At 62.3% G+C, this 24,411-nt stretch carries 21 protein-coding genes; 6 read left to right on the top strand and 15 right to left on the bottom strand.

Going from position 1 to position 24,411, the window contains the following annotated elements:
- Positions 1-77: 77 nt before the first annotated feature.
- Both Q0L62_RS03690 and Q0L62_RS03685 read left to right on the top strand, forming a co-directional pair.
- Positions 78-878 (top strand): retropepsin-like aspartic protease, encoded by an 801-nt coding sequence (locus tag Q0L62_RS03690; protein WP_296676576.1) that lies wholly within the window; start codon positions 78-80, stop codon positions 876-878.
- A gap of 128 nt (positions 879-1,006) precedes the next feature.
- Positions 1,007-2,221, top strand: a complete 1,215-nt coding sequence (locus tag Q0L62_RS03685; RefSeq protein WP_296676573.1) for an argininosuccinate synthase — start codon at positions 1,007-1,009, stop codon at positions 2,219-2,221.
- Between the two features lie 61 nt (positions 2,222-2,282).
- On the opposite strand, the gene Q0L62_RS03680 is transcribed toward Q0L62_RS03685, so the two are convergent.
- Positions 2,283-2,654 carry a hypothetical protein gene (locus Q0L62_RS03680; protein ID WP_296676571.1) on the bottom strand — a complete coding sequence of 124 codons (372 nt, stop codon included), beginning with the start codon at positions 2,652-2,654 and terminating at the stop codon, positions 2,283-2,285.
- Between the two features lie 333 nt (positions 2,655-2,987).
- Here Q0L62_RS03680 and Q0L62_RS03675 point away from each other — a divergent pair, with 333 nt between their 5' ends.
- The gene (locus Q0L62_RS03675; RefSeq protein WP_296676568.1) at positions 2,988-3,530 is read left to right on the top strand and encodes a pseudouridine synthase; all 543 of its coding nucleotides are present in this window, start codon (positions 2,988-2,990) and stop codon (positions 3,528-3,530) included.
- On the opposite strand, the gene Q0L62_RS03670 is transcribed toward Q0L62_RS03675, so the two are convergent.
- From Q0L62_RS03670 to Q0L62_RS03640, 7 genes are read right to left on the bottom strand one after another with little or no spacing between them, the layout of a single operon-like run.
- Positions 3,527-4,765: a class I SAM-dependent RNA methyltransferase gene (locus Q0L62_RS03670; protein ID WP_296676565.1), complete on the bottom strand. Its 1,239-nt coding sequence runs from the start codon at positions 4,763-4,765 to the stop codon at positions 3,527-3,529. The two genes, Q0L62_RS03675 and Q0L62_RS03670, sit on opposite strands and share 4 nt — an antisense overlap.
- Positions 4,762-6,174 (bottom strand): NAD(P)H-hydrate dehydratase, encoded by a 1,413-nt coding sequence (locus Q0L62_RS03665; protein WP_296676562.1) that lies wholly within the window; start codon positions 6,172-6,174, stop codon positions 4,762-4,764. The genes Q0L62_RS03670 and Q0L62_RS03665 overlap by 4 nt, the downstream gene beginning before the upstream one ends.
- Complete coding sequence (locus Q0L62_RS03660) at positions 6,158-6,502, bottom strand: hypothetical protein (RefSeq protein WP_296676560.1); 345 nt, start codon at positions 6,500-6,502, stop codon at positions 6,158-6,160. The genes Q0L62_RS03665 and Q0L62_RS03660 overlap by 17 nt, the downstream gene beginning before the upstream one ends.
- Positions 6,499-8,352, bottom strand: a complete 1,854-nt coding sequence (gene ilvD, locus Q0L62_RS03655) for a dihydroxy-acid dehydratase (protein WP_296676557.1) — start codon at positions 8,350-8,352, stop codon at positions 6,499-6,501. Before ilvD ends, Q0L62_RS03660 begins: the two co-directional genes overlap by 4 nt.
- Before the next feature lie 47 nt (positions 8,353-8,399).
- Entirely contained in the window at positions 8,400-9,125 is a 726-nt protein-coding gene (locus Q0L62_RS03650; protein WP_296676555.1) for an N-formylglutamate amidohydrolase, read from the bottom strand.
- On the bottom strand, positions 9,122-9,928 hold the full coding sequence (locus Q0L62_RS03645; protein WP_296676552.1) for a 4-(cytidine 5'-diphospho)-2-C-methyl-D-erythritol kinase: 807 nt from the start codon (positions 9,926-9,928) through the stop codon (positions 9,122-9,124). The genes Q0L62_RS03650 and Q0L62_RS03645 overlap by 4 nt, the downstream gene beginning before the upstream one ends.
- Before the next feature lie 12 nt (positions 9,929-9,940).
- Entirely contained in the window at positions 9,941-11,590 is a 1,650-nt protein-coding gene (locus tag Q0L62_RS03640; protein WP_296676550.1) for an electron transfer flavoprotein-ubiquinone oxidoreductase, read from the bottom strand.
- An 84-nt stretch (positions 11,591-11,674) separates the two neighbouring features.
- Between Q0L62_RS03640 and Q0L62_RS03635 the strand changes: the two genes are divergently transcribed.
- From Q0L62_RS03635 to Q0L62_RS03625, 3 genes are read left to right on the top strand one after another with little or no spacing between them, the layout of a single operon-like run.
- Positions 11,675-12,463: a hypothetical protein gene (locus Q0L62_RS03635; protein WP_296676547.1), complete on the top strand. Its 789-nt coding sequence runs from the start codon at positions 11,675-11,677 to the stop codon at positions 12,461-12,463.
- Between the two features lie 2 nt (positions 12,464-12,465).
- The gene (locus Q0L62_RS03630; protein ID WP_296676545.1) at positions 12,466-14,250 is read left to right on the top strand and encodes a lytic transglycosylase domain-containing protein; all 1,785 of its coding nucleotides are present in this window, start codon (positions 12,466-12,468) and stop codon (positions 14,248-14,250) included.
- Positions 14,251-14,288: 38 nt separating this feature from the next.
- Positions 14,289-15,371, top strand: a complete 1,083-nt coding sequence (locus Q0L62_RS03625; RefSeq protein ID WP_296676543.1) for a PA0069 family radical SAM protein — start codon at positions 14,289-14,291, stop codon at positions 15,369-15,371.
- Positions 15,372-15,394: 23 nt separating this feature from the next.
- Here the strand turns inward: Q0L62_RS03625 and Q0L62_RS03620 are convergent, their stop codons facing one another.
- The 7 genes from Q0L62_RS03620 to Q0L62_RS03590 all read right to left on the bottom strand — a co-directional run bounded on the left by Q0L62_RS03620 (position 15,395) and on the right by Q0L62_RS03590 (position 24,342).
- Positions 15,395-16,249 carry a hypothetical protein gene (locus Q0L62_RS03620; protein WP_296676541.1) on the bottom strand — a complete coding sequence of 285 codons (855 nt, stop codon included), beginning with the start codon at positions 16,247-16,249 and terminating at the stop codon, positions 15,395-15,397.
- A 94-nt stretch (positions 16,250-16,343) separates the two neighbouring features.
- Positions 16,344-16,751, bottom strand: a complete 408-nt coding sequence (locus Q0L62_RS03615) for a DUF1330 domain-containing protein (protein WP_296676538.1) — start codon at positions 16,749-16,751, stop codon at positions 16,344-16,346.
- A 2-nt stretch (positions 16,752-16,753) separates the two neighbouring features.
- The gene (locus Q0L62_RS03610; protein ID WP_296676535.1) at positions 16,754-18,364 is read right to left on the bottom strand and encodes a long-chain fatty acid--CoA ligase; all 1,611 of its coding nucleotides are present in this window, start codon (positions 18,362-18,364) and stop codon (positions 16,754-16,756) included.
- 22 nt (positions 18,365-18,386) lie between these two features.
- Positions 18,387-21,857: a DNA polymerase III subunit alpha gene (gene dnaE / locus Q0L62_RS03605; RefSeq protein WP_296676533.1), complete on the bottom strand. Its 3,471-nt coding sequence runs from the start codon at positions 21,855-21,857 to the stop codon at positions 18,387-18,389.
- A gap of 76 nt (positions 21,858-21,933) precedes the next feature.
- The gene (locus Q0L62_RS03600) at positions 21,934-22,422 is read right to left on the bottom strand and encodes a glutathione peroxidase (protein WP_296676530.1); all 489 of its coding nucleotides are present in this window, start codon (positions 22,420-22,422) and stop codon (positions 21,934-21,936) included.
- Positions 22,419-23,108 (bottom strand): ABC transporter ATP-binding protein, encoded by a 690-nt coding sequence (locus Q0L62_RS03595; RefSeq protein ID WP_296676511.1) that lies wholly within the window; start codon positions 23,106-23,108, stop codon positions 22,419-22,421. The genes Q0L62_RS03600 and Q0L62_RS03595 overlap by 4 nt, the downstream gene beginning before the upstream one ends.
- Positions 23,101-24,342, bottom strand: coding sequence for a lipoprotein-releasing ABC transporter permease subunit (locus Q0L62_RS03590; protein WP_296676509.1), 1,242 nt, complete (start codon positions 24,340-24,342; stop codon positions 23,101-23,103). Before Q0L62_RS03590 ends, Q0L62_RS03595 begins: the two co-directional genes overlap by 8 nt.
- Between the last annotated feature and the right edge of the window lie 69 nt (positions 24,343-24,411).

The raw sequence follows: 24,411 nt of genomic DNA, 5'->3' as shown, positions 1-24,411 counted from the left end.
TTGTCGTTGGCGCCCAGATGCTTCTTCAGCCCGCCGCGATAGCTGCGAAGGCCCTGGTAGTAGCGGGTGCTTGCAGCATGGCCCTTCCCGACAAAGCAGCGCTCGTTCGTGTCCCGTTTACGACAGTTGATGGTCGCATTTACGTCGAAGCGCGTGTTAACGGCACAGGCCCGTTTCGCTTTGGCGTCGATACTGGAGCCAGCGGGATGGGCCGCGCCGATGCTAGTTTGGCTCGCGAGCTGCAATTGCCAGCCGATGGAAGTGCCCAAAGCACGGACGGATTGCGCACATCGGATGTAGATCAGGTCAGAATCGGAACGTTAGAAATTGGGCGCTTGGTACGGCGAAACATTGCCGTCATTTCGCGCGACTATCGCAGCCGGCTGCGTCCTGAAGCGATGTTCGCAGGGATCTTCGGCAGGGAATTTTTTGCGGGCGGCCTGCTCGTCATCGATTACCCGAACCGCACCCTCTCATTCACACGGGCACGCGGACTGCGCCCGGAAATGGCAGGTGCGGTCCCTTACGAAAGGGCCTTCCGTGTGCCCGTTAGGATCAACGGCATCACAGCTACCGGCAATCTCGACACTGGTGCCAACGTTTCCTTCGTGATGCCGAAAGCCTTTTATCAGCAGATTTCCCGCGAGCCTCTGCTGTCCGGCCCGGCTGGCGACCTCATGAACTCGAAGATCCAGACCGAACGCGGACACCTTGGCGGTCCAATCCTGATCGGTCAGGCCCGGCTGGATGGCGGTGAAGTGCGGGCATCGGAACAATTTCCGGAACTGCTTATCGGCGCCCTTGCCCTGCAGAAGCACGCAATCCTGATCGATCAGCGCACCAGGCTGGTTGCGCTGTGCACTGCGCGGCGGCGGTAATCCGGCGCAGCGGTACAGATAGCGGACGTTTTCTGCCCAAGTCTGGCTTCAGCCATCGGCTTGCCTCCCCTACCCGCATGCCCTAGTGGCGCGCACGCACCCAGACATCTAACAGCGGAAATCTGCCCATGTCCGAAATAAAGAAGGTCGTCCTTGCCTACTCTGGCGGTCTCGACACCTCGGTCATCCTCAAGTGGCTGCAGGTGACCTATGGCTGCGAGGTAGTGACCTTTACCGCCGATCTGGGCCAGGGTGAAGAATTGGAACCGGCCCGGGCCAAGGCCAAGCTGATGGGCGTACCGGACGAGCATATCTATATCGACGACCTGCGCGAAGAGTTCGTGCGCGACTTCGTTTTTCCGATGATGCGCGCCAACGCCCGTTACGAGGGTGACTATCTGCTGGGCACCAGCATCGCCCGCCCGCTGATCTCCAAGCGACTGGTCGAAATCGCATATGAAACCGGTGCTGATGCGGTTGCCCATGGCGCCACGGGCAAGGGTAACGATCAGGTTCGGTTTGAACTGTCAGCCTATGCCCTGGATCCGAACATCAAGGTCATCGCGCCGTGGCGCGAATGGGATCTGACCAGCCGCACCGCGCTGATCGCCTGGGCCGAGTCGCACCAGATCCCGGTGCCCAAGGACAAGCGCGGGGAAAGCCCGTTCTCGACCGACGCCAATCTGCTGCACACCAGCAGCGAGGGCAAAGTGCTGGAAGATCCGTGGCAGGAAACACCCGACTACGTCTATTCGCGCACGGTCAATCCGGAAGACGCGCCCGACGCGCCCGAATACATCACGATCGATTTTGAAAAGGGCGATGGCGTTGCCCTGAACGGCAAGGCCTTCAGCCCCGCTGCGCTGCTCACCGCGCTAAACGAATTGGGCCGCAAGCATGGCATTGGCCGGCTCGACCTGGTTGAAAACCGCTTCGTCGGCATGAAAAGCCGCGGCATGTACGAAACCCCGGGCGGCGAAATCTATGCCCGCGCCCACCGCGGCATTGAACAGATCACACTGGATCGGGGCGCGGCGCACCTCAAAGACGAGCTGATGCCAAAATATGCCGAGCTGATCTACAACGGCTTCTGGTTCGCGCCCGAGCGCGAGATGCTGCAGGCCGCGATCGATCACAGCCAGACGCGGGTTAATGGCACTGTGCGTTTGAAGCTCTACAAGGGCCAGGCCGCGGTCGTTGGGCGCAAAAGCACCGACTCGCTCTATTCGGAACGCCACGTTACGTTTGAGGACGATGCCGGCGCCTATGACCAGAAGGATGCAGCAGGGTTCATCAAATTGAACGCGCTGCGCTTGCGGCTGCTGGCGCAGCGCGATCGGTAATTTGAGTCGCTTGAAAGCGAATCAAATTGCTCCCGCAAAGCAGATTCAACTGCGCACAAGATCATCCGCAGACTTGTCCACTGGCTAAGCGGCGGATTGTGGATAACTGAGTCATTTTTTGCTTGTGCGACTCGGTTTTGAAGCGCAGCTTTGCTTTGTCGAGACGGTGAAACCGAACTTGAAGATGATGCGGGAAACCGCTGAAACGGAAAGGGAAAACATAACGTAGCGATCTGGCAGCGATGCCCGCAGCAGCGTCGGAAAACACGCCGCAGGCGATCTTCGGATCAAGTGCAGCGAACCGCAGATGCAGTGAGTGGCGCGCAGTCAGCAGGTCGCTTTGACGGCGGTCGGAAAAGGATCGGAAGGAAAGTGGCGCTTCACGCGTTGCGCATCGTCCGAACCCGGAACGGCAAAGCATCGAAGCGGTCACGGAACCGCCAGGTGGTACGGCAAGGGTCCCCCGGACCGGAGCCAACCGCCTGACGGGACCGGACGCCGGAACGGACGTTCGGGTGATGAAAGCCGGTTCCTTCGGGAACCACCGGTCCAAACGGCCAGCCCGATGCGATGAGCATCACGATGCAGTGGCACTCACGGTGCGATGGCACGCGAGGTGCTCAGCAAAGCATCACCGCGGCAGGCAGGTAAGGACGGGTAACAGCGATCGCCCAAAATCATTCGAAAGCCGATACGGCGAGCGTGGGGCTGGTGGAAACACCGGCCCCATTTGCTTTTGATCGCGGGCAGGCTTTATGGCGTCGCCATGCCCCGCCTGATCCTGTTCAACAAACCCCATGGCGTGCTGTGCCAGTTCAGCGCCGATGGCTCGGACAAGCCGACGCTGGCGCGCTATATAGCGATGCCGGGCGTATATCCGGCCGGCCGGCTCGACACGGATAGCGAAGGGCTGCTGCTGCTAACCGACGACGGTCAACTCCAGGCCCGGATTGCCGATCCCCGCTTCAAGCTGACCAAAACCTATCTGGTGCAGGTCGAAGGCCAGCCTGATGAAGCCGCACTCGATGCCCTGCGCCAAGGGGTGCAGCTTAAGGACGGCCTGACCCGGCCAGCCGAAGCCGAAGCCGTGTCCCCGCCCGATCTGTGGCCCCGCGATCCACCGGTGCGGTTCCGCAAGACTGTGCCGGACAGCTGGATCCGGCTGTCCATCCGCGAAGGCAAGAACCGCCAGGTCCGCCGGATGACCGCAGCAGTCGGCTTGCCAACTTTGCGGCTCGTACGATGGCAGGTCGGGGATTGGTCGCTAACCGGTCTGGCGCCGGGTGAATGGCGCGAGGTTGCGGTCTAACGCACGAACAGGCTTGCCAGTTCGACGTGGGTTGACCAGCGGAACTGGCCGACGGGACGCAGTTCGGCCAGGCGATAACCGGCCTCGATCAGCAGCGCGGCATCGCGCGCCCAGCTTGACGGATTGCAGCTGATATAGACTACGCGCGGCACCGCGCTGGCGGCGATCCGTTCGATCTGATCGCGCGCACCGGCGCGGGGCGGGTCGATCACGACGCCGCCAAAGCGGTTCAGTTCTTCCGGCATCAAGGGATTGCGGAACAGGTCGCGGTGCAGCGCGGTGACCGGGGCCTGAACCCGTGCCGCCGCCGCCTTGCACGCGTTGCTTGCATCGCGCGCTGCCTCTACCGCCAATACCTTGGTATGCGGCCCGGCAAGCGCGAAGGCGAAAGTGCCCAGCCCGGCGAACAGATCCGCCACTGCGGCGCAACCGCTAAGCCATTCGCGCGCAGCATCAACCAGCGCCGCTTCGCCGTCGCGGGTAGCCTGGAGGAACGAACCCGGCGGCAGCGTTACGGCTACCCCGCCCAGCGTGACGGTGGCCGGTTCCGGCTCCCACACCGTTTCGCCGCCATAACCCTGATCGAGGGTCAGCCGAGCCAGCGCGTGATCACGGGCGAAATCGAGCAGCGCCTCGGTCGCAGCCAGGCCTTCGGCGGTCAGGCCCTTGACGCCAATGTCGAGGCCTTGATCGGTGCAGGTGATCTCCACATCGGCGGCCAGTTTGGCGTGGCTGTGTTTACCTTTGCCCCCGCCCCGGCCCGCACTCACCGCGATCAGCAGCTTGCGCAGCGCCGGAAGTACTGCGACGATGGCGGGATCGAGCACCCAGCATTCGGTAATCTCCACCAGCCGATGCGACTTTGCTTCGCGGTAGCCGATCACCACCCGGCCCTGCGCGCTTTCTGCGCGCAGCGACGCGCGGCGGCGGCTGCGCGGCGGGGAAAGATGCGGCGGCGTTACCACTTCCGCGCCCAATTCCTGCGAGGCGGAGGCATTGCTGACCCGCGCTGCGACGAAATCAGCCAGGCTTTCTTCGTCCAGTTGCTGCAGCTGACATCCGCCGCAGCGGCCAAAATGGCGGCACGGCGGGGTAACGTGGTGCGGCCCAGGTATCAGGGTGCCATCCGGCAGCAGCGTGTCGCCCGGCGCTGCACCCCAGGCGAAGCGGCCCGAGGCGGTAACGCCGTCACCCTTGGCGGCGATGCGGATGATTTGTTCGGGGGTTTCGCTCACAGGCAGGCCGCGTAGGCGGCTTGCACGCTTTGAGCAAGCTGCCCGGCGGTAAAGGCCGGTCCGCACAGCCGCGCCGCCTCACCGTGCAGCCAAAGGCCATCGCAGGCCGCCGCAAATGGTCCGGCCCCCGCGGCGAGGCGGCTGGCGATAATCCCGGCCAGGACATCGCCCGTGCCAGCAGTGGACAGCCACGACGATGCTGGTGACGCAAAAGCCAAATGACCATCGGGTGCGGCAATGACCGTGTCCGCTCCTTTGGCGACGACGACGGCGCTAAGTGCAACGGCCAGCGCACCGGCGCGGTCTGGCTTGCTGCCATTTCTGGCCAGGCCAAACGCCCGTTCAAGAGCGCTCAGCTCGCCCTCGTGCGGCGTGACTATCAACGGTGCGGTGCGGCCGGACAACAAGCCAGGTTCAAGCAGAACCAAAGCGTCTGCATCAAGAACCGCGGCCGTTGGAACAGACAAAATCTGCGCCAGTTGCTCACCCGCTCGGCTGTCACGGCCAAGCCCCGGCCCGACCAGCAGCGCAGCAAGGCGGGCATCGGTCAGCGCGTCAGCTAAAGCGCGTGCGTCGACAACCAGATCCGCAGGCACGCGATACGATGCGTGCGAGCCGCATCCGGCAAGCATTTTGATGTAGCCAGCGCCGCTGTGCTGCGCCGCGCAGGCCGCAAGGAGCGCGGCTCCCGGCATGGCCCCGCCAATGACGCCGAGCAGGCCGCGGGTGTATTTGTGCACGCCATGAGCAGGGGCCGACAGGTGCGGCCGGGCAACGCGAAAAGCCGCGCGGCCGTGCGCGCTGATGCCGATGGGCACCAAACGCAGAGCGCCCATTGCGAAGGCTGCTGGCATCAGGAAATGGGCGGGCTTCCACGCGCCCAGCGCGATGGTAAGATCATAGGCAGGCAATTCAGCGTTAAGCGCCGCGCCGCTGTCGCTATCGACACCGCTGGGCAAATCGACTGCTATGCTTAGCGCGTGGGCTGCAGCAAGGCCGCGCAGCAGGCCCAGATCGTCAACCCCCAGCGGACGGTCAAGCCCCGTGCCGAACAGGCAATCGACAAATACACCCCCGTGCCGTTCGTCCGGCGAGCTAAGTATCGCCCCCCCATAAGCCGCGCAGGCGTTTCGGGCAGCACTGGTTACGGGATCGCGCGCTGCCACTACCGCCACGTCGCCGCCGCGCTGGCGAATCGTTTCGGCAATAACATAGCCATCGCCGCCGTTGTTGCCGGGGCCGCACAGCACCGTCACCGGACGTCCGGCAGCAATCCGCCAGACATAGTCGGCAGCGCCCTGCCCGGCAGCCAACATAAGCGCGTCAACGCTGGTTCCACCTGCGATAAGCGTGTGTTCTGCCTCGCGCATCTGCGCGGCAGTCAGGACCGGGTCACTGGGACCTGGCATCAGCCTTGACCGGAATGACGTATTTGTCACCGCCCAGGATCACTTCGAAGCGGTCGCCCTTCAGCGCGGACTGGCTGGCATCCGCGCCGTCTGCCGCGTCAAGATGCTGGCCGTCTGCGGTTACTACCAGTCGGCGAAAGGCACCATCGGGGTGGCGCACGACGAAGACGGATTGCGAATCGATCACTGTCCGTTCCAGCCGGCAAGCAGGCTTGAACTCGCCGGACCCGCCCAGCGCGCAGGTGATTACTTCGCCATCGTCGGCTGCTTGCGTCTCGGAACAGCCTGCAAGCAGAGCGGCGACCAGGAGGCCGCGCGCGGCTCTCACCGCTTTTTCTCCGTCAACTGCGACAGATCGCGCACGGCACCGCGCGCGGCGCTCGTCGTCATCGCGGCATAGGCCTGCAAAGCCACCGACACCTTGCGCGGGCGCGGCTTGGCCGGCTGCCAGCCGGCTTCGTCCTGCGCAGCGCGGCGGCTGGCGAGCTCGCTGTCCGATACGTCAAGGTGGATTGTGCGCCCGGGAATATCGATCTCGATCCGGTCGCCCGGCTGAACCAGCCCGATCTCGCCGCCCTCTGCCGCTTCGGGCGAAACGTGGCCAATCGACAGGCCCGAGGTCCCGCCCGAAAATCGCCCATCGGTCAACAACGCGCAGGCCGCGCCCATGCCCTTCGATTTGAGATAGCTGGTGGGGTAGAGCATTTCCTGCATGCCGGGCCCGCCCTTGGGCCCTTCATAACGGATGACCACCACATCGCCGTTGACCACCTGGCCGGTCAGGATTCCGGCCACGGCCGCGTCCTGGCTTTCAAACACCTTGGCAGGGCCTGCAAACTTCAGAATGCTTTCATCGACACCGGCGGTTTTTACAATGCAGCCGTCACGCGCGATGTTGCCATACAGCACGGCGAGCCCGCCATCCTTGCTGAAGGCGTGCTGGGCGCTGCGGATCACGCCGTGTTCGCGATCAAAATCAAGCGCGTCCCAGCGGCGCGACTGGCTGAACGCCGTCTGGGTCGGCACACCGCCCGGTGCCGCCTTGAAGAAGGTCTGGACATCGGGATCGTTGGTCCGGCTGATGTCCCAGTGATTGATCGCATGGCCCAGCGTGGGGCTGTGCACGGTCGGCAGATCGGTGTGCAGCAGGCCGGCACGGTCAAGTTCGCCGAGTATCGCCATGATCCCGCCAGCGCGGTGAACGTCTTCCATATGAACGTCGCTTTTGGCCGGGGCGACTTTGCTGAGGCACGGCACCTTGCGGCTCAGCCGATCGATATCCGCCATGGTGAAATCGATCCCAGCTTCGTGCGCGGCGGCAAGCAGGTGAAGCACAGTGTTGGTCGATCCGCCCATCGCGATATCCAGGCTCATCGCATTTTCAAACGCCTGGAAACTGGCGACATTGCGCGGCAGGACGCTCTCATCCTCTTCGACATAATAGCGCTGACACAGCTCTACCGCGACGCGGCCCGCGCGCAGGAACAGCTCCTTGCGGTCGCTGTGCGTGGCCAGCTGCGATCCGTTGCCCGGCAGCGACAGGCCCAGCGCCTCGGTCAGGCAATTCATCGAATTGGCAGTAAACATGCCGCTGCACGATCCGCAGGTCGGGCAGGCCGAACGCTCGATCGTTTCGACCTCCTCGTCGGTGTATTTTTCGTCCGCCGCAGCGACCATCGCATCGACCAGGTCGAGCGCCACTTCCTTGCCGCGCAGCACCACCTTGCCCGCTTCCATCGGTCCGCCCGAAACGAACACCGCCGGAATGTTGATCCGCATCGCCGCCATAAGCATACCCGGCGTGATCTTGTCGCAGTTGGAAATGCACACCATCGCATCAGCGCAGTGCGCGTTGACCATATATTCGACGCTGTCGGCGATCAGATCGCGGCTGGGCAGCGAATAAAGCATGCCGTCGTGGCCCATCGCGATCCCGTCATCGACCGCGATGGTGTTGAACTCCTTGGCGACGCCGCCCGACGCCTCAATCTCGCGGGCAACCATCTGGCCCAGATCCTTGAGGTGAACGTGGCCCGGGACAAACTGGGTGAAGCTGTTGACCACCGCGATGATCGGCTTGCCGAAATCGCCGTCCTTCATCCCCGTTGCCCGCCACAGTCCGCGCGCGCCAGCCATGTTGCGGCCATGGGTGGAAGTGCGCGAACGATAGACGGGCATGGGACAGATTCTTTCAAGAGTAGTGGCGTTTCCTGCGCCCTAGACCCTTATTCCCCCAGCTTCAACGCCACTTGATTGCAAAGCGCCCACAGACGGTCGGCCCATACCGCCTGCCCTGCGGTGTCAGTGATCTGGTCCTGGCGGATCTCAACGCCCAGATAGGGCCGCCCGTCCGCCTCAGCATGGCGGTTCATGGTGTAGTTAAGCAGCTTGCCCGAATAGGGCTGCTGATCGCCCACCACCAGCCCTTGCGCTTCTAATAGCGGCATCGCGATCCGTGCCGCGCGGTCATCTTCGTTATACAGCACACCGACGTGCCAGGGACGCAGTTCAAAGCTGGACGCCAGGTGCGGGGTGAAACTGTGCAGCGACAGGATCAGCGCAGGCGGTGCGCTGTCCAGCAGTTGTCCAAGGCCTGCGTGATACGGCACATGAAAGCGCAGCAACCGCGCCATGTGCGCTGTGTGATCCAGCGCGTTTCCGGGAATGGTGTGACCGTCGCTGGCGATGGGAATGACCGCCGGAGCGTGGGGTTCGCGGTTGACGTCGCAGACCAGCCGGCTGGCTCCGGCCTGAAACGCGGCAATCCCCGGGCGCTGGGCCATCAACGCACCAACCGCGCCAACCCCGATGTCGACGGCGATATGCTGGTCCAGCAGTTTTGAATCGATGCCCAGATCGATGTCACCCGGCACATGATTGCTGGCGTGATCGGAAACCACCAGGATGCCGCCAAAGCGGGGCGTGCCAAGGACACGGAAGGCTTCGCTCATCGCAAGGCACCGCTCATTTGCCACCAGCCCGGCTGGCGCACTATTATGGCCGCGGCTGCTTCATCGCGGGCAGGTCCACTGTCATACAAGGCAAAGCAGGTCGCTCCCGAGCCTGACATGCGTGCCAGCCAAGGCTGCGTTTCGCGCAATGCGGCCAGTACTTCGGCGATTGCGGGACACAGCGCGGTGGCTGGCGCTTCAAGATCGTTGCGCCCTGTGCGGGCGATCGCGCTGACCGGGCCGTCCGGCAGGCCGCCACGATCGACCCCGTCCCAGCCTTTGAAGACCGGCCCTGTGCTCAGCGGAACACGGGGATTGACCAGCAGAACCGCCATGCCGGTCAGATCGCTGTCGACCTCGACCAGATCGGTGCCTGTCCCGCGTCCTATCGCAGTGACCGACCGCACGCAGGCCGGCACGTCCGCCCCCAACCGGGCGGCGCGGGTGGGCCAAACTTCGGGCAAACCGTATTCGCGGTCATACAGCCGGAACAGTGCGCCCGCATCGGCCGATCCGCCCCCAAGTCCGGCAGCAACTGGCAAGTTCTTTTCCAGCGTCACCGCCCAGCCCTGCGAACGCGGCAAGGCGTTCAGCGCCTGCATCACGATGTTGCCAAATGGATCAGTCAGTTGCCCGCCATATTCGCCAACCGTTCTAAGGTCATCCCGCGCGGCTGGCACAATACTTAGGACATCGCCCGCATCGACAAAGGCAAACAGTGTTTCCAGGTCATGATACCCGTCATCCCGCCTCTGCCGGACATGCAGCGCAAGATTGATCTTGGCGAAAGCAGTTTCGATCACCGGTCGGGCATATCACATATTCGGATAGTTCGGCCCACCGCCGCCTTCAGGCGTCACCCAGGTAATGTTCTGGTTGGGATCCTTGATGTCGCAGGTCTTGCAGTGGACGCAGTTTTGCGAATTGATCTGGTATTTGGGCTGGCCTTCCTCGACCCCCAGCCATTCGTAGACCCCGGCCGGGCAATAACGCGTCGATGGCCCGCCGAATACGCCTAGTTCGCTGACCTTCTGCAACTCCAGATCCTTGACCACCAAATGCACGGGCTGGTCTTCGGCGTGATTGGTGAAGCTTTGCGCTACGCTCGACAGGCGGTCGAAGGTGATCACATTGTCAGGCTTGGGATAGACGATCGGTTTGTACAGATCGGCCCGTTGCAGCGTTTCGTAATCGCGGTGGTGCTTCATCGGCTTCCACACGCCGAACCCGAACAGGGTGCGCAGCCACATGTCGGCACCGGCCAAAATAGTACCCAGGTCCCCGCCCCATTTGGCAACCAGCGGCTCGGCGTTCTGGACCAGCTTTAGCTCCTTGGCGATCCAGCTGTCACGGACCGCGGCGTCGTATTCAGCCATCGCGTCGTGCCCGCGCCCCGCAGCAATGGCCGCGGCAGCGGCTTCGGCGGCGAGCATGCCGCTTTTCATCGCGGTGTGGCTGCCCTTTATCCGCGGAACGTTGACGAACCCGGCCGAGCAGCCGATCAGCGCCCCACCCGGAAAATCCAGCTTGGGCACCGATTGCCAGCCGCCTTCGTTGATCGCCCGCGCGCCATAGGACACGCGCCGTCCGCCTTCCAGAATCGCGCGGATTTCGGGGTGCTGCTTCCAGCGCTGGAACTCTTCGAACGGATAGACCCACGGGTTCTTGTAATCGAGCGCGGTAACAAACCCTATCGCAACCTGATTATTGGCCTGATGATAAAGGAAACCGCCGCCCCAGCTGTCGCTTTCCGACAGCGGCCAGCCCTGGGTGTGGATCACCCGGCCCGGCTCGTGCTTGTCGGGATCGATGTCCCACAGTTCCTTGATGCCGATGCCGTAAACCTGCGGTTCGCAATTCGCTTCAAGGTCGTACCGGGCTTTGAGCTGCTTGGTCAGATGGCCGCGCGCACCCTCGGCAAAGAAGGTGTACTTGGCGTGCAGCTCCATGCCCTGTTGGTAATCGCTCTTGTGGCTGCCATCTTTGGCTACGCCCATGTCCTGCGTGGCCACGCCTTTGACCGAACCATCGTCGTTGTAGAGCACTTCGCTGGCCGGAAAGCCGGGGAAGATCTCGACGCCCAATTCCTCGGCCTTGCCTGCCAGCCACCGGCACAGGTTGCCCAGGCTTCCGGTGTAGTTGCCCTCGTTCGACATGAACGGCGGCATTGGCCAGTGCGGGATTCCGTACTTTTTGGTCTTTGTCAGAACCCAGTGCCAATTGTCAGTCACCGGTGTTTCGGACATCGGGCAGCCATCGCTGCGCCATGACGGCAGCAACTCGTCCAGCGCCTTTGGATCAACTACCGCGCCCGACAGGATATGCGCGCCAATTTCACTGCCCTTTTCGAGCAGGCAGACCGAAAGATCCGCATTGACCTGTTTGAGCCGGATCGCCGCAGCCAGGCCAGCCGGCCCGCCTCCGACAATCACGACGTCATACGGCATCGATTCGCGTTCGCTCATGGCTCTGTCCGTTTTCCCGCATTAGTGCAGCGTTTTGTCTCCATAAGCCTTGATTGCAGCGCCGCAGCAGGTCAAGACCGGATCGTGCATTCACCCGGACAAAACATGGACGGCGGCGCCCTTGCGCCCGGCGCGATTGCCGCCGCGCTGGATTGGTGGCGCGGTGCCGGAGTGGACTGCGATTTTACCGACGACGCTACGGCCTGGCTGGCGCAGGAGCCGCCTCAGACGGCCAATAACTCGGTGCCTGCCGCTGCTGCGCCCCGCGTCTTGCCGCCAGTAGCCGCACCGCGCGCCCAAATTGGCGGTCCGCGCGAAATGTGGCCGCAATCGCTGGATGCGTTTGGTGCGTGGTGGCTGGCCGAGCCGAGTCTCGACGATGGACAGACCGCAGCGCGCGTACCGCCGCGCGGGGCGCAGGGTAGCCGGTTGATGGTTCTGTTAGAGCATCCTGAAGCTGACGACACGGCCTCTCTCATGTCTGGCAAGCAAGGGGCGATGCTGCGCAGCCTGCTGGCCGCGCTTGGTCTGGATGAACATCAGGCCTACTTCGCCAGCGCCCTGCCCCGCCATATGCCGTTGCCTGATTGGTCTGCCCTTGCCGCCGATGGGCTAGGCGCTGTCACTTCGCACCACGTCAGATTGGTCCAACCGCAGCGTCTTCTGATCTTTGGAAGCAACGTTTCGTCGCTTCTTGGCCACGATCCGGCGAATAGAGACGGATTTTTACCCGATCTTGGACAAGACGCGCGCAGGATTCCGGCACTTGTCGCTCCGGGGCTCAGCGCCCTGGCGGCGCGGCCCAGAGGCAAGGCCCGGCTTTGGCAGGCCTTGCTTGACTGGACCGGTGCGGACTTGATGGGGACGAACTGATTTTGACCGGTGTTGCCAAGTACCGTTTTACCGCGATCAGTGTGGCCGTCGCAGCACTGATCGTGCCGCTGGCCGCTAAGGCAAACAGCGCGGCGGTCGACTATTTCCAGAATCGCGCCACCAACACAGCGGTTCCCGCGCTGCTTAGCCAGGATGAACGCGCCTATTACCGCGAACTGTTTGGCGCGATCGATCGCAGCGACTGGACCCGGGTTCAAACCATGTTTGCCGAGAAGCCCGATGGTCCGCTGCACCAGGTTGCGCGCGCCGAATACTACCTTGCCGCCAATTCTCCCAAGATTGAGGCCGATGCGCTCGGCACCTGGCTGACGAAAAGCACTGACCTGCCGCAGACCGAACAGATTGCCAACCTGGCGATCAAGCGCGGCGTTACCATGGTTCCTTCCCTGCCCGGCGCCACATCGCTGGTGCAGATGCCCAGCCGGGCCAAACGTATCCGCCCGCGCGACACCAATGACGGGACAATGCCGGGTGCTGTGTCGAACGCCATCCTTGCCGAAATCAAGGGCGATAATCCGGCAGGAGCCAAAGCGCTGCTAGACGGAATAGACACCCAGCTTTCGCTTGCCGCGCGGGCCGAATGGCGTGCCAAGATCGCTTGGTCGTACTACATCGAGAATGACGACGCGTCGGCCTATGCCCTGGCCCAGACCGCCAACGACGGCAGCGGCCCGTGGGTAGCCGAAGGCTGGTGGACGGCGGGGCTGGCGGCCTGGCGACTGGACGATTGCACCGGCGCGGGCGATGCCTTTGCCCGCACCGCCGCATCATCCGACAACAGCGAACTGACCGCCGCCGCACTATATTGGCACAGCCGCTCGCTGGTTCGCTGCCGCAAGCCTGAACAGGCCGCCGCTCCCCTGCGCCGCGCCGCGCAGATGGACGAAACTCTGTACGGGATGCTGGCCGGTGAACAGCTTGGCCTGACCCTGCCCAAAACCCACGAGGCACCCGATTTCAGCGCTGCTGACTGGCAGAAGATGCGCGATGTCGGCAATGTGCGCGTGGCGGTTGAGCTGTCTGAAGTGGGCAAGGACGGCCTGGCTGACGAAGTCCTGCGTCATCAGGCCCGGATCGGAGGGGCTGGACAATATCAACCGCTGTCGCGCCTCGCGCGCGATCTGGGCTTGCCATCGACCCAGCTGTGGATGGCCTACAACGCGCCCTACGGCGGCAAGGCCGAACCGGCTGCGCGCTTTCCCACGCCCAAATGGACCCCGGTTGGCGGGTGGAAGGTCGATCCGGCGCTGGTCTATGCCCATGCGCTACAGGAATCGGTGTTTCGCACCAGCGCGATTAGTCCCACCGGCGCGCGCGGGCTGATGCAGATCATGCCGGCGGCGGCCAAGGATCATTCCGAAGACCTGGGCTATCGCGGATCGCCCAGTGATCTAAACCGGCCCGAAGTCAACCTTGCCTTCGGACAGCGGCACCTGGATATGCTGCGCAGTTCAGGCGGCACGCAGGGCCTGCTGCCCAAGGTTATGGCCGCCTATAACGCCGGGCTTACACCAATCACCCGCTGGCAGTACGAAATCAAGGACAAAGGCGACCCGCTGCTGTGGATCGAAAGCGTGCCCTATTGGGAAACGCGCGGCTATGTGAATATCGTTATGCGCAACTACTGGATGTACGAACGCCAGGCTGGCGGCCCATCGGAAAGCCGGATAGCCTTGACCCAGGGCTTGTGGCCCACGTTCCCCGGGCTGACCGGATCGCAGGCTGTGCGGATGGGAGCGAACGGTACCATCCAGCGGTCGCGTTGACGCTTCCATAAGTTCTCTTTTTGTTCTAGTGTTGCGGGATGGCGAGTCCTTCCCCCAAGGTCCACGGCCGCGGCGCGCAATCGGGCGCCGTTCCGCAGCGCTTCGGCCTTGCCGCGCGGCAGGTTGACGGAGACTGGCTTGACGTGCGCGGGGATATTGACGGCCCTGGACCCAAACTGCGCACGACGGTGATTGAGGAAAAGCCAAAGACTATCGTCAGCTTCAACCAGTCCCCCGATATCCCCTTTGACCGTTCTATTAACGCCTATCGCGGCTGTGAACACGGCTGCGTATACTGCTTTGCCCGGCCGACACATGCCTATCACGACCTGTCACCCGGTCTGGATTTTGAGACAAGGTTGTTCGCCAAGCCCGAAGCGGCGCGGTTGCTGCGCGAAACGCTGGTCAAACCAAATTACCGGGTCGCGCCGATCGCAATGGGTACAAACACCGATCCCTATCAGCCAATCGAGGGAAACTATCGGATCACCCGGCAGATACTGGAAGTCGCGCTGGAGACGCGTCATCCGGTGACAATCACCACCAAGAGCGCGCGCGTGCTTCGCGATCTGGATCTGCTGGCCGAGCTGGCCCGATTAGATCTGGTGGCCGTCGGCATATCGGTCACCAGCCTTGATCCGCGCCTGTCAGGCCTGCTGGAACCACGCGCCAGCAGTCCGTCCAAACGGCTGGATGCGCTGGGCGCGCTGGTCGCGGCCGGGGTTCCGGCCCACGTCTCGATAGCGCCAGTGATCCCGTCAATCACCGACGAGTTCATCGAAGCCATTTTGGGTGAAGCAGCTGCGCGCGGCGTAGATTCGGCAAGCTGGATCATGTTGCGCTTGCCGCTGGAAGTCGCGCCTTTGTTCCGCGAATGGCTGGACGTCCATTACCCGGAACGCGCCGGCAAAGTGATGAGCATTGTCCAGTCGGTGCGCGATGGCCGCGACAACGACCCCTCGTTTTTCAGCCGGATGAAGCCGCAAGGGGTTTGGGCGGAAATTTTCCGCACCCGCTTCCGCATCGCGACAAAGCGGCTGGGGATGAACGCGGTGACGCTGAGGCTGGATTCCAGCCGCTTTGTCAGGCCCAGTGCGCACGGGCAGCTGTCCCTGTTCTAGGGACAGCGCCGTACACCGCCATTTCAATCGTGATGAATATCGCTGCGTTTGGTTTCAAGCGCCCAGAACACGTGCGTGATCTTGCGCCCGCCACCCGGCAGGACAGCCATGTAGACATCAGGGCGGCCTTTGCCGTCCTCGTGTACCACTGCACCCCACTCTGCCGGGCTGTCGCCAGGATCAACCGGATCGACTGCTGCTGGCGCTGGCTTGCGCAAATCGCGGATGCCGAAGTTTGTAGCGGCGAAGGCTGCCGCAGAATCATACGTGTCCAGATGTCCATAGATCAGCGCAAGCTGGTCGAAATCGTGCTGGTCCGGGCTTGTGTTTGCGGGTCCATAAGCGCCGCCGCCCGAAGGGCTGCTGGTGTAATCCATGCAGGTTCCCAGGTTAGGGGCGCCAAAGCCCTCATCCTGATGGCCAAGGCCGAAATCGTGTCCGATTTCCTGGCACGCGACCAGAGCACGCCACTCCGGCTTGTTGTAGGTGGCCGAGTTGAAATAGGAATCGTTGAGCTTGGTCGTGCCAGACTTGATGTGCCCGTTCGGATCAAGCGAAATCGAGGCGATACCCAGCCAGCCGCGCTGCCCGTACGAATCGTTACAAACCAGAATCTGTCCCGTCATTCCGGAGCATTTTTTTCTGTTAGCCGTCGAAACGGCGCCAGTCAGATCAAGTTTCGGCGAAGCATTCCAATCGCCGATCGCGTTCGTCACCGAAGGTGTCCATTGCGACGAGATAGAATAGTTGACGGTCAACTGGACTGCGCCAGACGAATTGGCCCAATGGTAATTGTTCCAGCTGTGGCTGGCGATAGCCGGCACAGCGATCAGAACGGCGGACAGCGCGGTTAAACCGCCAAGTCGAGCAAGCTTCATCAAAGCAATCTCCCCGATGCGCGACCGCGGTGCAGAGTGCCACAATTTTGCAATGGCACAAGTTGTCGTTCGCTTTAGACCTGATCTGTCCCCATTAGCCGCGAAAACGGATCAGGCGGCTATCGGCGACGGCGGCGGTGCGGTGCGGGACGATTTCGCTGATGTATTCAGCGTTCTTGATCATCGCCAGGAAGGCCGCGCTATCGGGATAGCCCATGACGAAGGCCTCATCCCATTCGCCTTCGGGCCCGGTGACGACGCATTCCAACGGCGCGTTCCAGACCATTGCCGCGCCGTCCTGTGCTACCAGGCGCTGGAAACCTGCGGCGTAAATTGCATAGGCCTGCCGCCCGGTCAGGCCCTTGCCATGCTCTGGATGCCCTTGCGGATAGTCGGCCAGATCGCGGAACTTTATCAGATTGAGCATGTGGATCGGCGTATTACGCGGAAGGTCCTTGAAACGCTGCCAGTTGTCGCGGCTGGGATCGACGAACCCTGTCATGGTCACCCCTCCACCAGTTTGTAGTCGCGGAACTGCTCGCGCAGGTCCTTTTTGCTGATCTTGCCGGTGCCGCCGTGGGGGATTTCATCAACGAACTCGACCGCGTCGGGCAGCCACCATTTGGCGACCGACTGGGCCAGATGCGCCTTGATCTCATCAGCTGAAACGGCGGCACCCGGCTTCTTGACCACGACCAGAATAGGGCGTTCGTCCCATTTGGGGTGATGAATCCCGATTGCAGCTGCTTCGGCAACATCGGGGTGCCCGCAGGCGGCGTTTTCCAGTTCGACCGAGCTGATCCATTCGCCGCCCGACTTGATCACGTCCTTGGTCCGGTCGGTCAATTGCAGCGTGCCGTCAGGATGAAGGAAGCCGACATCGCCGGTATCGAACCACTGCTCGGGATCGTGCGCAGCATCTGTGTCGGCCTTGAAATAGCGCTTTATCACCCACGGCCCGCGCACCTGCAGCGCGCCGCTGGTCTTGCCATCACGCGGCAGCGCGCGAGTGTGGTCGTCAAGATCAACGGTTCGCAGTTCTACTCCGAACGGTACCCGGCCTTGCATCTGTTTGATATCGACCTGCTGATCGAATGTAAGATCATCCCAGTTCCACGATTTGGCACCAGTGGTCCCGATAGGGCTGGTTTCGGTCATGCCCCAGGCATGGGCGACGTTTACCCCGGCTTTCATCAGCCGTTCGAGCATGAAGCGCGGTGCGGCCGATCCGCCGATGATCGCCTGGCGAAGGGTCGGCAAGGCCGTCCCGGTTGCGTCCATGTGCTGGAAGGTTGCCAGCCAGACAGTCGGCACCCCGGCCGAATGAGTCACCTTTTCCCGGTTCATCAGGTCGCACAGCACGGCGGCGTCGTTGACCTGGCTGAAAACGAACTTGATCCCTGCCGCTGCCCCTGACCATGGCAGGCCCCAGCTGGCGGCGTGAAACATCGGCACCACCGGCAGCATGACGCTGCGCGCATCGAAATCGAACACGTTTGGTTGAAGGCCGGTCATGGCATGCAGCATGGTCGAGCGGTGCATGTAGAGCACGCCCTTGGGATTGCCGGTGGTGCCGCTGGTATAGCACAACATGCAGGGATCGCGCTCGTCCCCCGTGGCCCATGCGGTCTGCCCATCTTCGGCCCCGATCCAGCTCTCGAACTGGCCGTCATCATAACAGATGTAGTGCCGTATCGTGGTCCACTTGGGCTTCATTCGGTCAATGATCGGCTGGAACGCCTTGTCATACAGCAGCACCTGGTCTTCGGCGTGGTTGGCGATGTATTCCAGCTGATCATCAAACAGGCGCGGGTTGATGGTGTGGAGCACCCCGCCCACGCCCACTGCGCTGTACCAGCTGACCAAATGTCGCGAATGGTTCATAGCCAGTGTTGCGATGCGCTCTCCTGACTTAACGCCCAGTTTGCGCAAAGCCTGGGTCATGCGCAGTGCATCATGGCGGATACCCGCCCAGTTGGTTACCGTTTCGGTGCCATCGGCCCAGCGGGTGATGATTTCACGGGTGCCGTGCTCGCGCGCGGCGTGATCGATCAGGTGAGTGACCCGAAGGTCCCAGTCCTGCATTGTTCCAAGGGCCGCAGCGGCTCCCGACATGACATTCTCCCAAGGCTTGGCCTCAAGCGACCAACCTCAGGTTTGCTGAGCCGCGCTTTGCCGTCAGCGCTACATTGGCAAGACCATCGACGCTTGCCAAGCGTTCTGCAAGATCACCGTCGATCTGAAAGTCGCGGCCCAGGCGCACGGTGGGTTCAACCTCGCCGCCCGTGCGCAGGGTAGCGATCACTTCTCCCCGCCCGTCCGCGCCGCCGATCAACAGGCCGCGCAGTGTATCGAACGCATCTGCCTGCAGGACATCGACACGCAGCACCATGCTTGCGGCGCTCTTGAGTTCGGACAGCGGCCGCGCCCCGCGCACGGTCACCCGGGGCGGCTCTTCCGGGCTGGGCGCATCCAGTTCGACCTGAAGCAGCAGGCAAGTGCCATCCCTGGCCCATTGCAGCATCGGCTCGACCAGGCTTTCCTCAAAGCACGAGGCAGAGAACTGGCCCGAACTGTCGGAAAAATCGGCTACGACAAAATCCGCGCCGCGTTTGGTCCGGCGTTTCTGCACGCCTTCGACCATGGCCGCGATCACCGCGGGCATGCGCCCGCCTCCCGGCACCCCGGTTTCCATCAGGCTGCTATAGGAACGCGCACCATTCGCCGAAGCGACCGAGTGCCATTGCGCCACCGGATGCGCGGCGAAATAGAAACCAAAGTTTTCCCGCTCCCGGGTCATCTGTTCAGCACGGCCCCATGGTTCAACCTCGGCCAGGCGCACTGCAGGCGCTGCGTGATCATCCCCACCGAACAAAGCCGCCTGCCCGCTGTTGCGGCTGCGGGTCGCCTCGTCGGCCACGGCCAGCAGCATGTCGGCATTGGCCAGCACCTTGGCGCGGTTTGGCTCCAGCGTATCGAAAGCCCCGGCGGCGGCCAGCCCTTCCAGCTGGCGGCGGTTCATCGTCCCAGCGGGGGCGCGCCGGAAAACGTCCTCAAGACTGCCGAACCAGCCATTGGCCTCCCGCTCGGCCACCAGCTGGTCCATCGCCTTTTCACCGACATTGCGGATCCCTGCCAAGGCATAACGTACGGCATAGCCATCGTCAGTCCGCTCGACCGTATATTCCGCTTCGCTGCGGTTGATATCGGGCCCGTGCAGGACATAGCCGTTGCGGCGCATGTCATCGACGAAAATCGCCAACTTTTCTGATTGGTGCATGTCAAAGCACATCGATGCGGCATAGAACTCGTGCGGGTAATGCGTCTTCAGCCACGCGGTCTGATAGGCCAGCAATGCATAGGCGGCGGCATGGCTCTTGTTGAAGCCGTAACCGGCGAACTTGTCGATCAAATCAAACAATTCACCCGCCTTGGCCGCATCGATCCGTGAAACTTCGGCGCAGCCGGCGATGAAGCGCGCGCGCTGCGCGTCCATTTCCTTCTGGTCCTTCTTGCCCATCGCGCGGCGCAGCAGGTCGGCGTCGCCCAGCGAATAACCCGCCAGGACCTGCGCAGCTTGCATGACCTGTTCCTGATAGACGAACACACCGTAGGTTTCGGAAAGGATCTCTTCCAGTTTTGGGTGCGGATATTCGATCGCTTCGGCCCCGTTCTTGCGCCGGCCGAACAGGGGAATGTTGTCCATCGGCCCCGGCCGGTAGAGCGAGACGAGAGCGATGATGTCGCCGAAGCTGGTCGGCTTGACTGCCGCCAGCGTGCGCCGCATCCCTTCGGATTCCAGCTGGAACACGCCCACCGTGTCACCTGATTGGAGCAAGCGATAAACCTGTTCATCGTCCCAGGGGATCGTCGACAGATCAACTTCGATCTCGCGCCGGGCCATTAACTGCTGAGCCTTCTTCAGCACTGACAGCGTCTTGAGACCAAGGAAGTCGAACTTGATCAGCCCTGTATCCTCGACGTATTTCATGTCGAACTGGGTCACCGGCATGTCCGATCGCGGATCGCGGTAGAGCGGTACCAGTTGCGCCAGCGGCCGGTCGCCGATCACCACCCCGGCTGCATGGGTCGAACTGTTGCGCGGTAGACCTTCCAGCTGGACAGCCAGATCGACCAGCCGCTTCACCTCGTCATCGGTATCGTATTCGCGCTTCAGTTCGGACACACCGTTTAACGCGCGCGGAAGGGTCCACGGATCGGTCGGATGGTTGGGCACCATTTTGCACAGCCGGTCGACCTGGCCATAGCTCATCTGCAGGATTCGGCCGGTATCGCGCAGCACTGCCCGGGCCTTCAGCTTCCCGAATGTGATGATCTGGGCGACATGGTCGTGCCCGTATTTCTGCTGGACATAGCGGATTACCTCGCCCCGCCGGGTTTCGCAAAAATCGATGTCGAAGTCGGGCATCGAGACGCGTTCAGGGTTGAGGAAGCGCTCGAACAGCAAGCCCAGCCGCAGCGGGTCCAGATCGGTGATTGTCAAGGCCCAGGCTACCACCGATCCGGCGCCCGATCCGCGGCCCGGTCCCACGGGAATATCGTTGTCCTTGGCCCACTTGATGAAGTCGGCAACGATCAGGAAGTAGCCGGCAAAGCCCATTGTATTGATGACGCTAGTTTCAAATTCGAGCCGGTCGAAATAGGTCTGACGCTCTTGCGTGCTGATATCACCGTAGGGGGCAAGGCGCGCCTCAAGTCCTGTGCGTGCATCGCCGATCAGCATCTGCGCTTCGCCTGCAGTATCACCGGCCAGACTGGGTAAAAGCGGTTTGCGTTTGGGCGGGGCAAATGCGCAGCGCTGGGCCACGACTAGCGTATTGGCCAGTGCCTCAGGCAAGTCGGCAAACAGCTCAGCCATCATTGGACCACTTTTGACCCAGGCATGCGGGCTGGAACGCGGACGCTCTGCTGCATCGACATGGGTTGAATTGGCAATGCACAGCATGGCGTCGTGTGCGCCGTGAAAGCCCGGATCGGCAAAATTGGCCGGATTGGTCGCAACCAGCGGAAGATCACGGGCATAGGCCAGATCGACCAGCGCGTCCTCGCTCGCATCCTCGACCGGATCGCCGCGCCGGGCGATCTCGATATAGAGCCTGTCCGGGAACAGCGCCTCAAGCCGTTCGCACAGGTCGCTCGCGGCCTCAGTCCGCCCTTCGGCCAGCAGCCGCGCCAACGCCCCGTCCCCCGCACCGGTCAGGCAGATCAACCCATCGCTGCGGCCTTCAAGATCGGCCATGGTAACATGCGGATCACGTTCCAATGGCCGGTCGAGATGCGCGCGGCTGACCAGATCACAAAGGTTGTTCCAGCCATCCCCATCCTGAACCAGCAAGGTCAGCCAGTCGATTACATCGCCGCCATCCCGGCACACCGCCAGAGCGGTTCCAATTATTGGTTGGATCCCGGCGTCCCGGCACGCGGCGACAAACGCCATTGCGCCGTAGAGCCCGTTCTTGTCGGTCATCGCAATGGCAGGAACACCGCGATCTCTTGCGAGCTTGGCAAATGCCTTGGGCTCAACCGCCCCTTCCAGCATCGTATAGCTGGAATAGATGCGAAGCGGAACGAAGTGGACGTAGGCCATGGTGCCAGCTATCCCTGCTTACGCCCTCCGATCAAGCCTTAGCCAGCCCTCGTTGGGGGAAAAGGCGATGCAGGGACTAGAGAAGCTTTTCGATGTCCTTAGCCAGCCCTTCAGGCTTGTCGGTCGGCGCAAAGCGCTTCACGACCTGGCCTTTGCGGTCGATCAGGAACTTGGTAAAGTTCCATTTGATCCCCTTGGAACCCATCAGGCCCGGCTTTTCCGCTTTAAGCCATTCGTACAGCGGATCGGCATCGGCGCCGTTGACGTCGATCTTGCCCATCAGGGGGAAGCTAAGCCCGAAGTTGACCTTGCAGAACTCCTCAATCTCGGCCGCGTTGCCCGGTTCCTGACCGCCGAACTGGTTGCAGGGGAAGGCGATGACCTCAAACCCCTGGTCCTTGTATTTGCGCCACAGCGCCTCAAGCCCGTCATACTGCGGGGTAAAACCGCACTTGCTGGCCGTGTTGACCACCAGGATGACCTTGCCCAGCTTGTCGGCCAGACTGATCGCCTCACCATTGGGCAGTTTGGCGGTAAAATCGGCAATGGTCTTGGCTTCGCTCATTGCAACACTCCTTCATGCAGGCGGACGACGCGGTCCATCGACTTTGCCAGACGTTCGTTATGTGTGGCAACTACTGCTGCGCTGCCGGTGCCGCGCACCAGCTCCAGAAACTGGCCTAATACCTTGTCGGCGGTTTGCTCGTCCAGATTGCCAGTTGGCTCGTCAGCCAGGACCAGCGCGGGCTTGTTGGCTAGCGCGCGGGCCACGGCTACGCGTTGCTGCTCGCCGCCGGAAAGCTGGCTGGGCCGATGATCGAGCCGCGCGGCCAAGCCCAGCGCCTGCAATAACTCGATCGCTCGCGCCTCAGCATCGGTACGGTCTTTGCCGGCGACCAATTGCGGCAGGACGACGTTTTCCATCGCCGTGAAGTCCGGCAGCAAATGATGGAACTGATAGACGAAGCCGATCTTGTCGCGGCGAAGCACAGTGCGCGCATCGCTGTCCAGCGCACTGGCATCGGTGCCGCCAATCTCGATCCGCCCGCCAAATCCGCCTTCCAGCAGGCCGACTGCTTGAAGCAGGGTGGACTTACCCGATCCCGATGGCCCAAGAAGGGCAACGATCTCGCCCGGCGCAACGGTGAGATTGACCCCGCGCAGTACGTCGATACGCACGCCGCCCTGTTCAAAGCTGCGGGTCAGCAAGGCAAGTTTGACCACCTGCTCGCTCAAGTTCAGCTCATTCATAGCGCAGGACCTGAACCGGATCGGTGCTGGCCGCGCGCAGCGCCGGGTACAACGTCGCCAAGAAGCTGAACACCAGCGCCATCAGGCAAATGACCGTTATTTCAACCGGATCGCTTCGACTGGGCAGCTCGGTCAGGAAGCGGATCGAAGGGTCCCACAGGTTTTGCCCGCTGATATTCTCTACCAAATGAACGATCGGTTGCCGGAAGAACAGGAACACCATGCCCAGGGCAAGACCGGCCAGGGTGCCAAGCGATCCAATCACAAAACCGATGGTGACAAAGATCTTGAGCAGCGAACGCCGCGATGCGCCCATTGTGCGCAGGATCGCAATGTCGCGGGTCTTGGCGCGCACCAGCATGATCAGCGACGACAGGATGTTGAAAACTGCCACCAGCACGATGATCGAAAGGACCACGAACATTGCTACCCTTTCAACCGCCAGCGCCTCAAACAAGCTGGCGTTGATAGTCCGCCAGTCGGTCACCACCGCTTGCCCGCCCAGCTTCTGGCGCACCGGTTCAAGTATCGCCTGAACATTGTCGGGATCTGTCACCTGCACCTCGATCATGCCGATGGTGTCGCCCGACAAGAGCAGGGTTTGCGCATCTTCCAGCGGCATGACCACGAACCGTTCGTCATAGTCATAGATGCCGATCTCGAAGATCGCGGCAATATGATATGAAATCTCGCGCGGGACGGTGCCGAACGGGGTGGACTGACCCTGCGGGTTGATGATGGTGATGTTATCGCCCACCCGCGCGCCGATATTCTGCGCCAGCTGCGATCCGATCGCCACATTTCCGCTGCCAGGCGTTACCCCGGCGATGGAACCCATCTTCACCTTGGACGCGATCCGCTGGATGTCCCCTTGGGTGTTGCCGCGGGCAAACACCGCCTCGACCCGGCCGTTGAGGCTGCCCAGCAACGGCTGCTCGATCAATGGGGAAGCGCGAGTGACATCGGGCGTCGCCTCGACCTCCTTCAACACCTCGCGCCAGTTTTCCAGCCGTCCGCCGTAGGCCTGGACGATTGCATGGCCGTTCAGACCGACAATCTTGTCGAACAGTTCGGCACGAAAGCCGTTCATCACGCTCATTACGATAACCAGCGCTGCGACGCCCAGCATCACTGCAACCAGGCTGATACCAGCCACCAGCGCGATAAATGCCTCGCCCCGGCCGGGCAGCATGTAGCGTTTGGCAATCGTCCATTCAAAGGGGGAAAGGATCAAGCAGGGGCTCGTCTGGTCAGGCGGTCGGGAGCCGCCGATGTAGGGCGGCGGGCATAGACTGGCAAGGCA

It is taken from the genome of Novosphingobium sp. (genome assembly GCF_024642085.1).
Taxonomy (GTDB): Bacteria; Pseudomonadota; Alphaproteobacteria; order Sphingomonadales; family Sphingomonadaceae; genus Novosphingobium.
The sequence above is the reverse complement of the archived record's forward strand: the minus strand, read 5'-3'. Positions and strand labels throughout refer to the sequence as shown.

Excerpts from the sequence above, each read along its gene's own strand:
- Q0L62_RS03665 (WP_296676562.1), bottom strand. The coding sequence starts at position 6,174 with ATGCCAGGTCCCAGTGACCCGGTCCTGACTGCCGCGCAGATGCGCGAG.
- Q0L62_RS03640 (WP_296676550.1), bottom strand. The coding sequence starts at position 11,590 with ATGAGCGAACGCGAATCGATGCCGTATGACGTCGTGATTGTCGGAGGC.
- Q0L62_RS03610 (WP_296676535.1), bottom strand. The coding sequence starts at position 18,364 with ATGTCGGGAGCCGCTGCGGCCCTTGGAACAATGCAGGACTGGGACCTT.
- Q0L62_RS03675 (WP_296676568.1), top strand. The coding sequence starts at position 2,988 with ATGCCCCGCCTGATCCTGTTCAACAAACCCCATGGCGTGCTGTGCCAG.
- dnaE (WP_296676533.1), bottom strand. The coding sequence starts at position 21,857 with ATGGCCTACGTCCACTTCGTTCCGCTTCGCATCTATTCCAGCTATACG.
- Q0L62_RS03620 (WP_296676541.1), bottom strand. The coding sequence starts at position 16,249 with ATGAAGCTTGCTCGACTTGGCGGTTTAACCGCGCTGTCCGCCGTTCTG.
- ilvD (WP_296676557.1), bottom strand. The coding sequence starts at position 8,352 with ATGCCCGTCTATCGTTCGCGCACTTCCACCCATGGCCGCAACATGGCT.
- Q0L62_RS03690 (WP_296676576.1), top strand. The coding sequence starts at position 78 with ATGGCCCTTCCCGACAAAGCAGCGCTCGTTCGTGTCCCGTTTACGACA.
- Q0L62_RS03685 (WP_296676573.1), top strand. The coding sequence starts at position 1,007 with ATGTCCGAAATAAAGAAGGTCGTCCTTGCCTACTCTGGCGGTCTCGAC.
- Q0L62_RS03615 (WP_296676538.1), bottom strand. The coding sequence starts at position 16,751 with ATGACAGGGTTCGTCGATCCCAGCCGCGACAACTGGCAGCGTTTCAAG.
- Q0L62_RS03595 (WP_296676511.1), bottom strand. The coding sequence starts at position 23,108 with ATGAATGAGCTGAACTTGAGCGAGCAGGTGGTCAAACTTGCCTTGCTG.
- Q0L62_RS03625 (WP_296676543.1), top strand. The coding sequence starts at position 14,289 with ATGGCGAGTCCTTCCCCCAAGGTCCACGGCCGCGGCGCGCAATCGGGC.
- Q0L62_RS03600 (WP_296676530.1), bottom strand. The coding sequence starts at position 22,422 with ATGAGCGAAGCCAAGACCATTGCCGATTTTACCGCCAAACTGCCCAAT.
- Q0L62_RS03650 (WP_296676555.1), bottom strand. The coding sequence starts at position 9,125 with ATGAGCGAAGCCTTCCGTGTCCTTGGCACGCCCCGCTTTGGCGGCATC.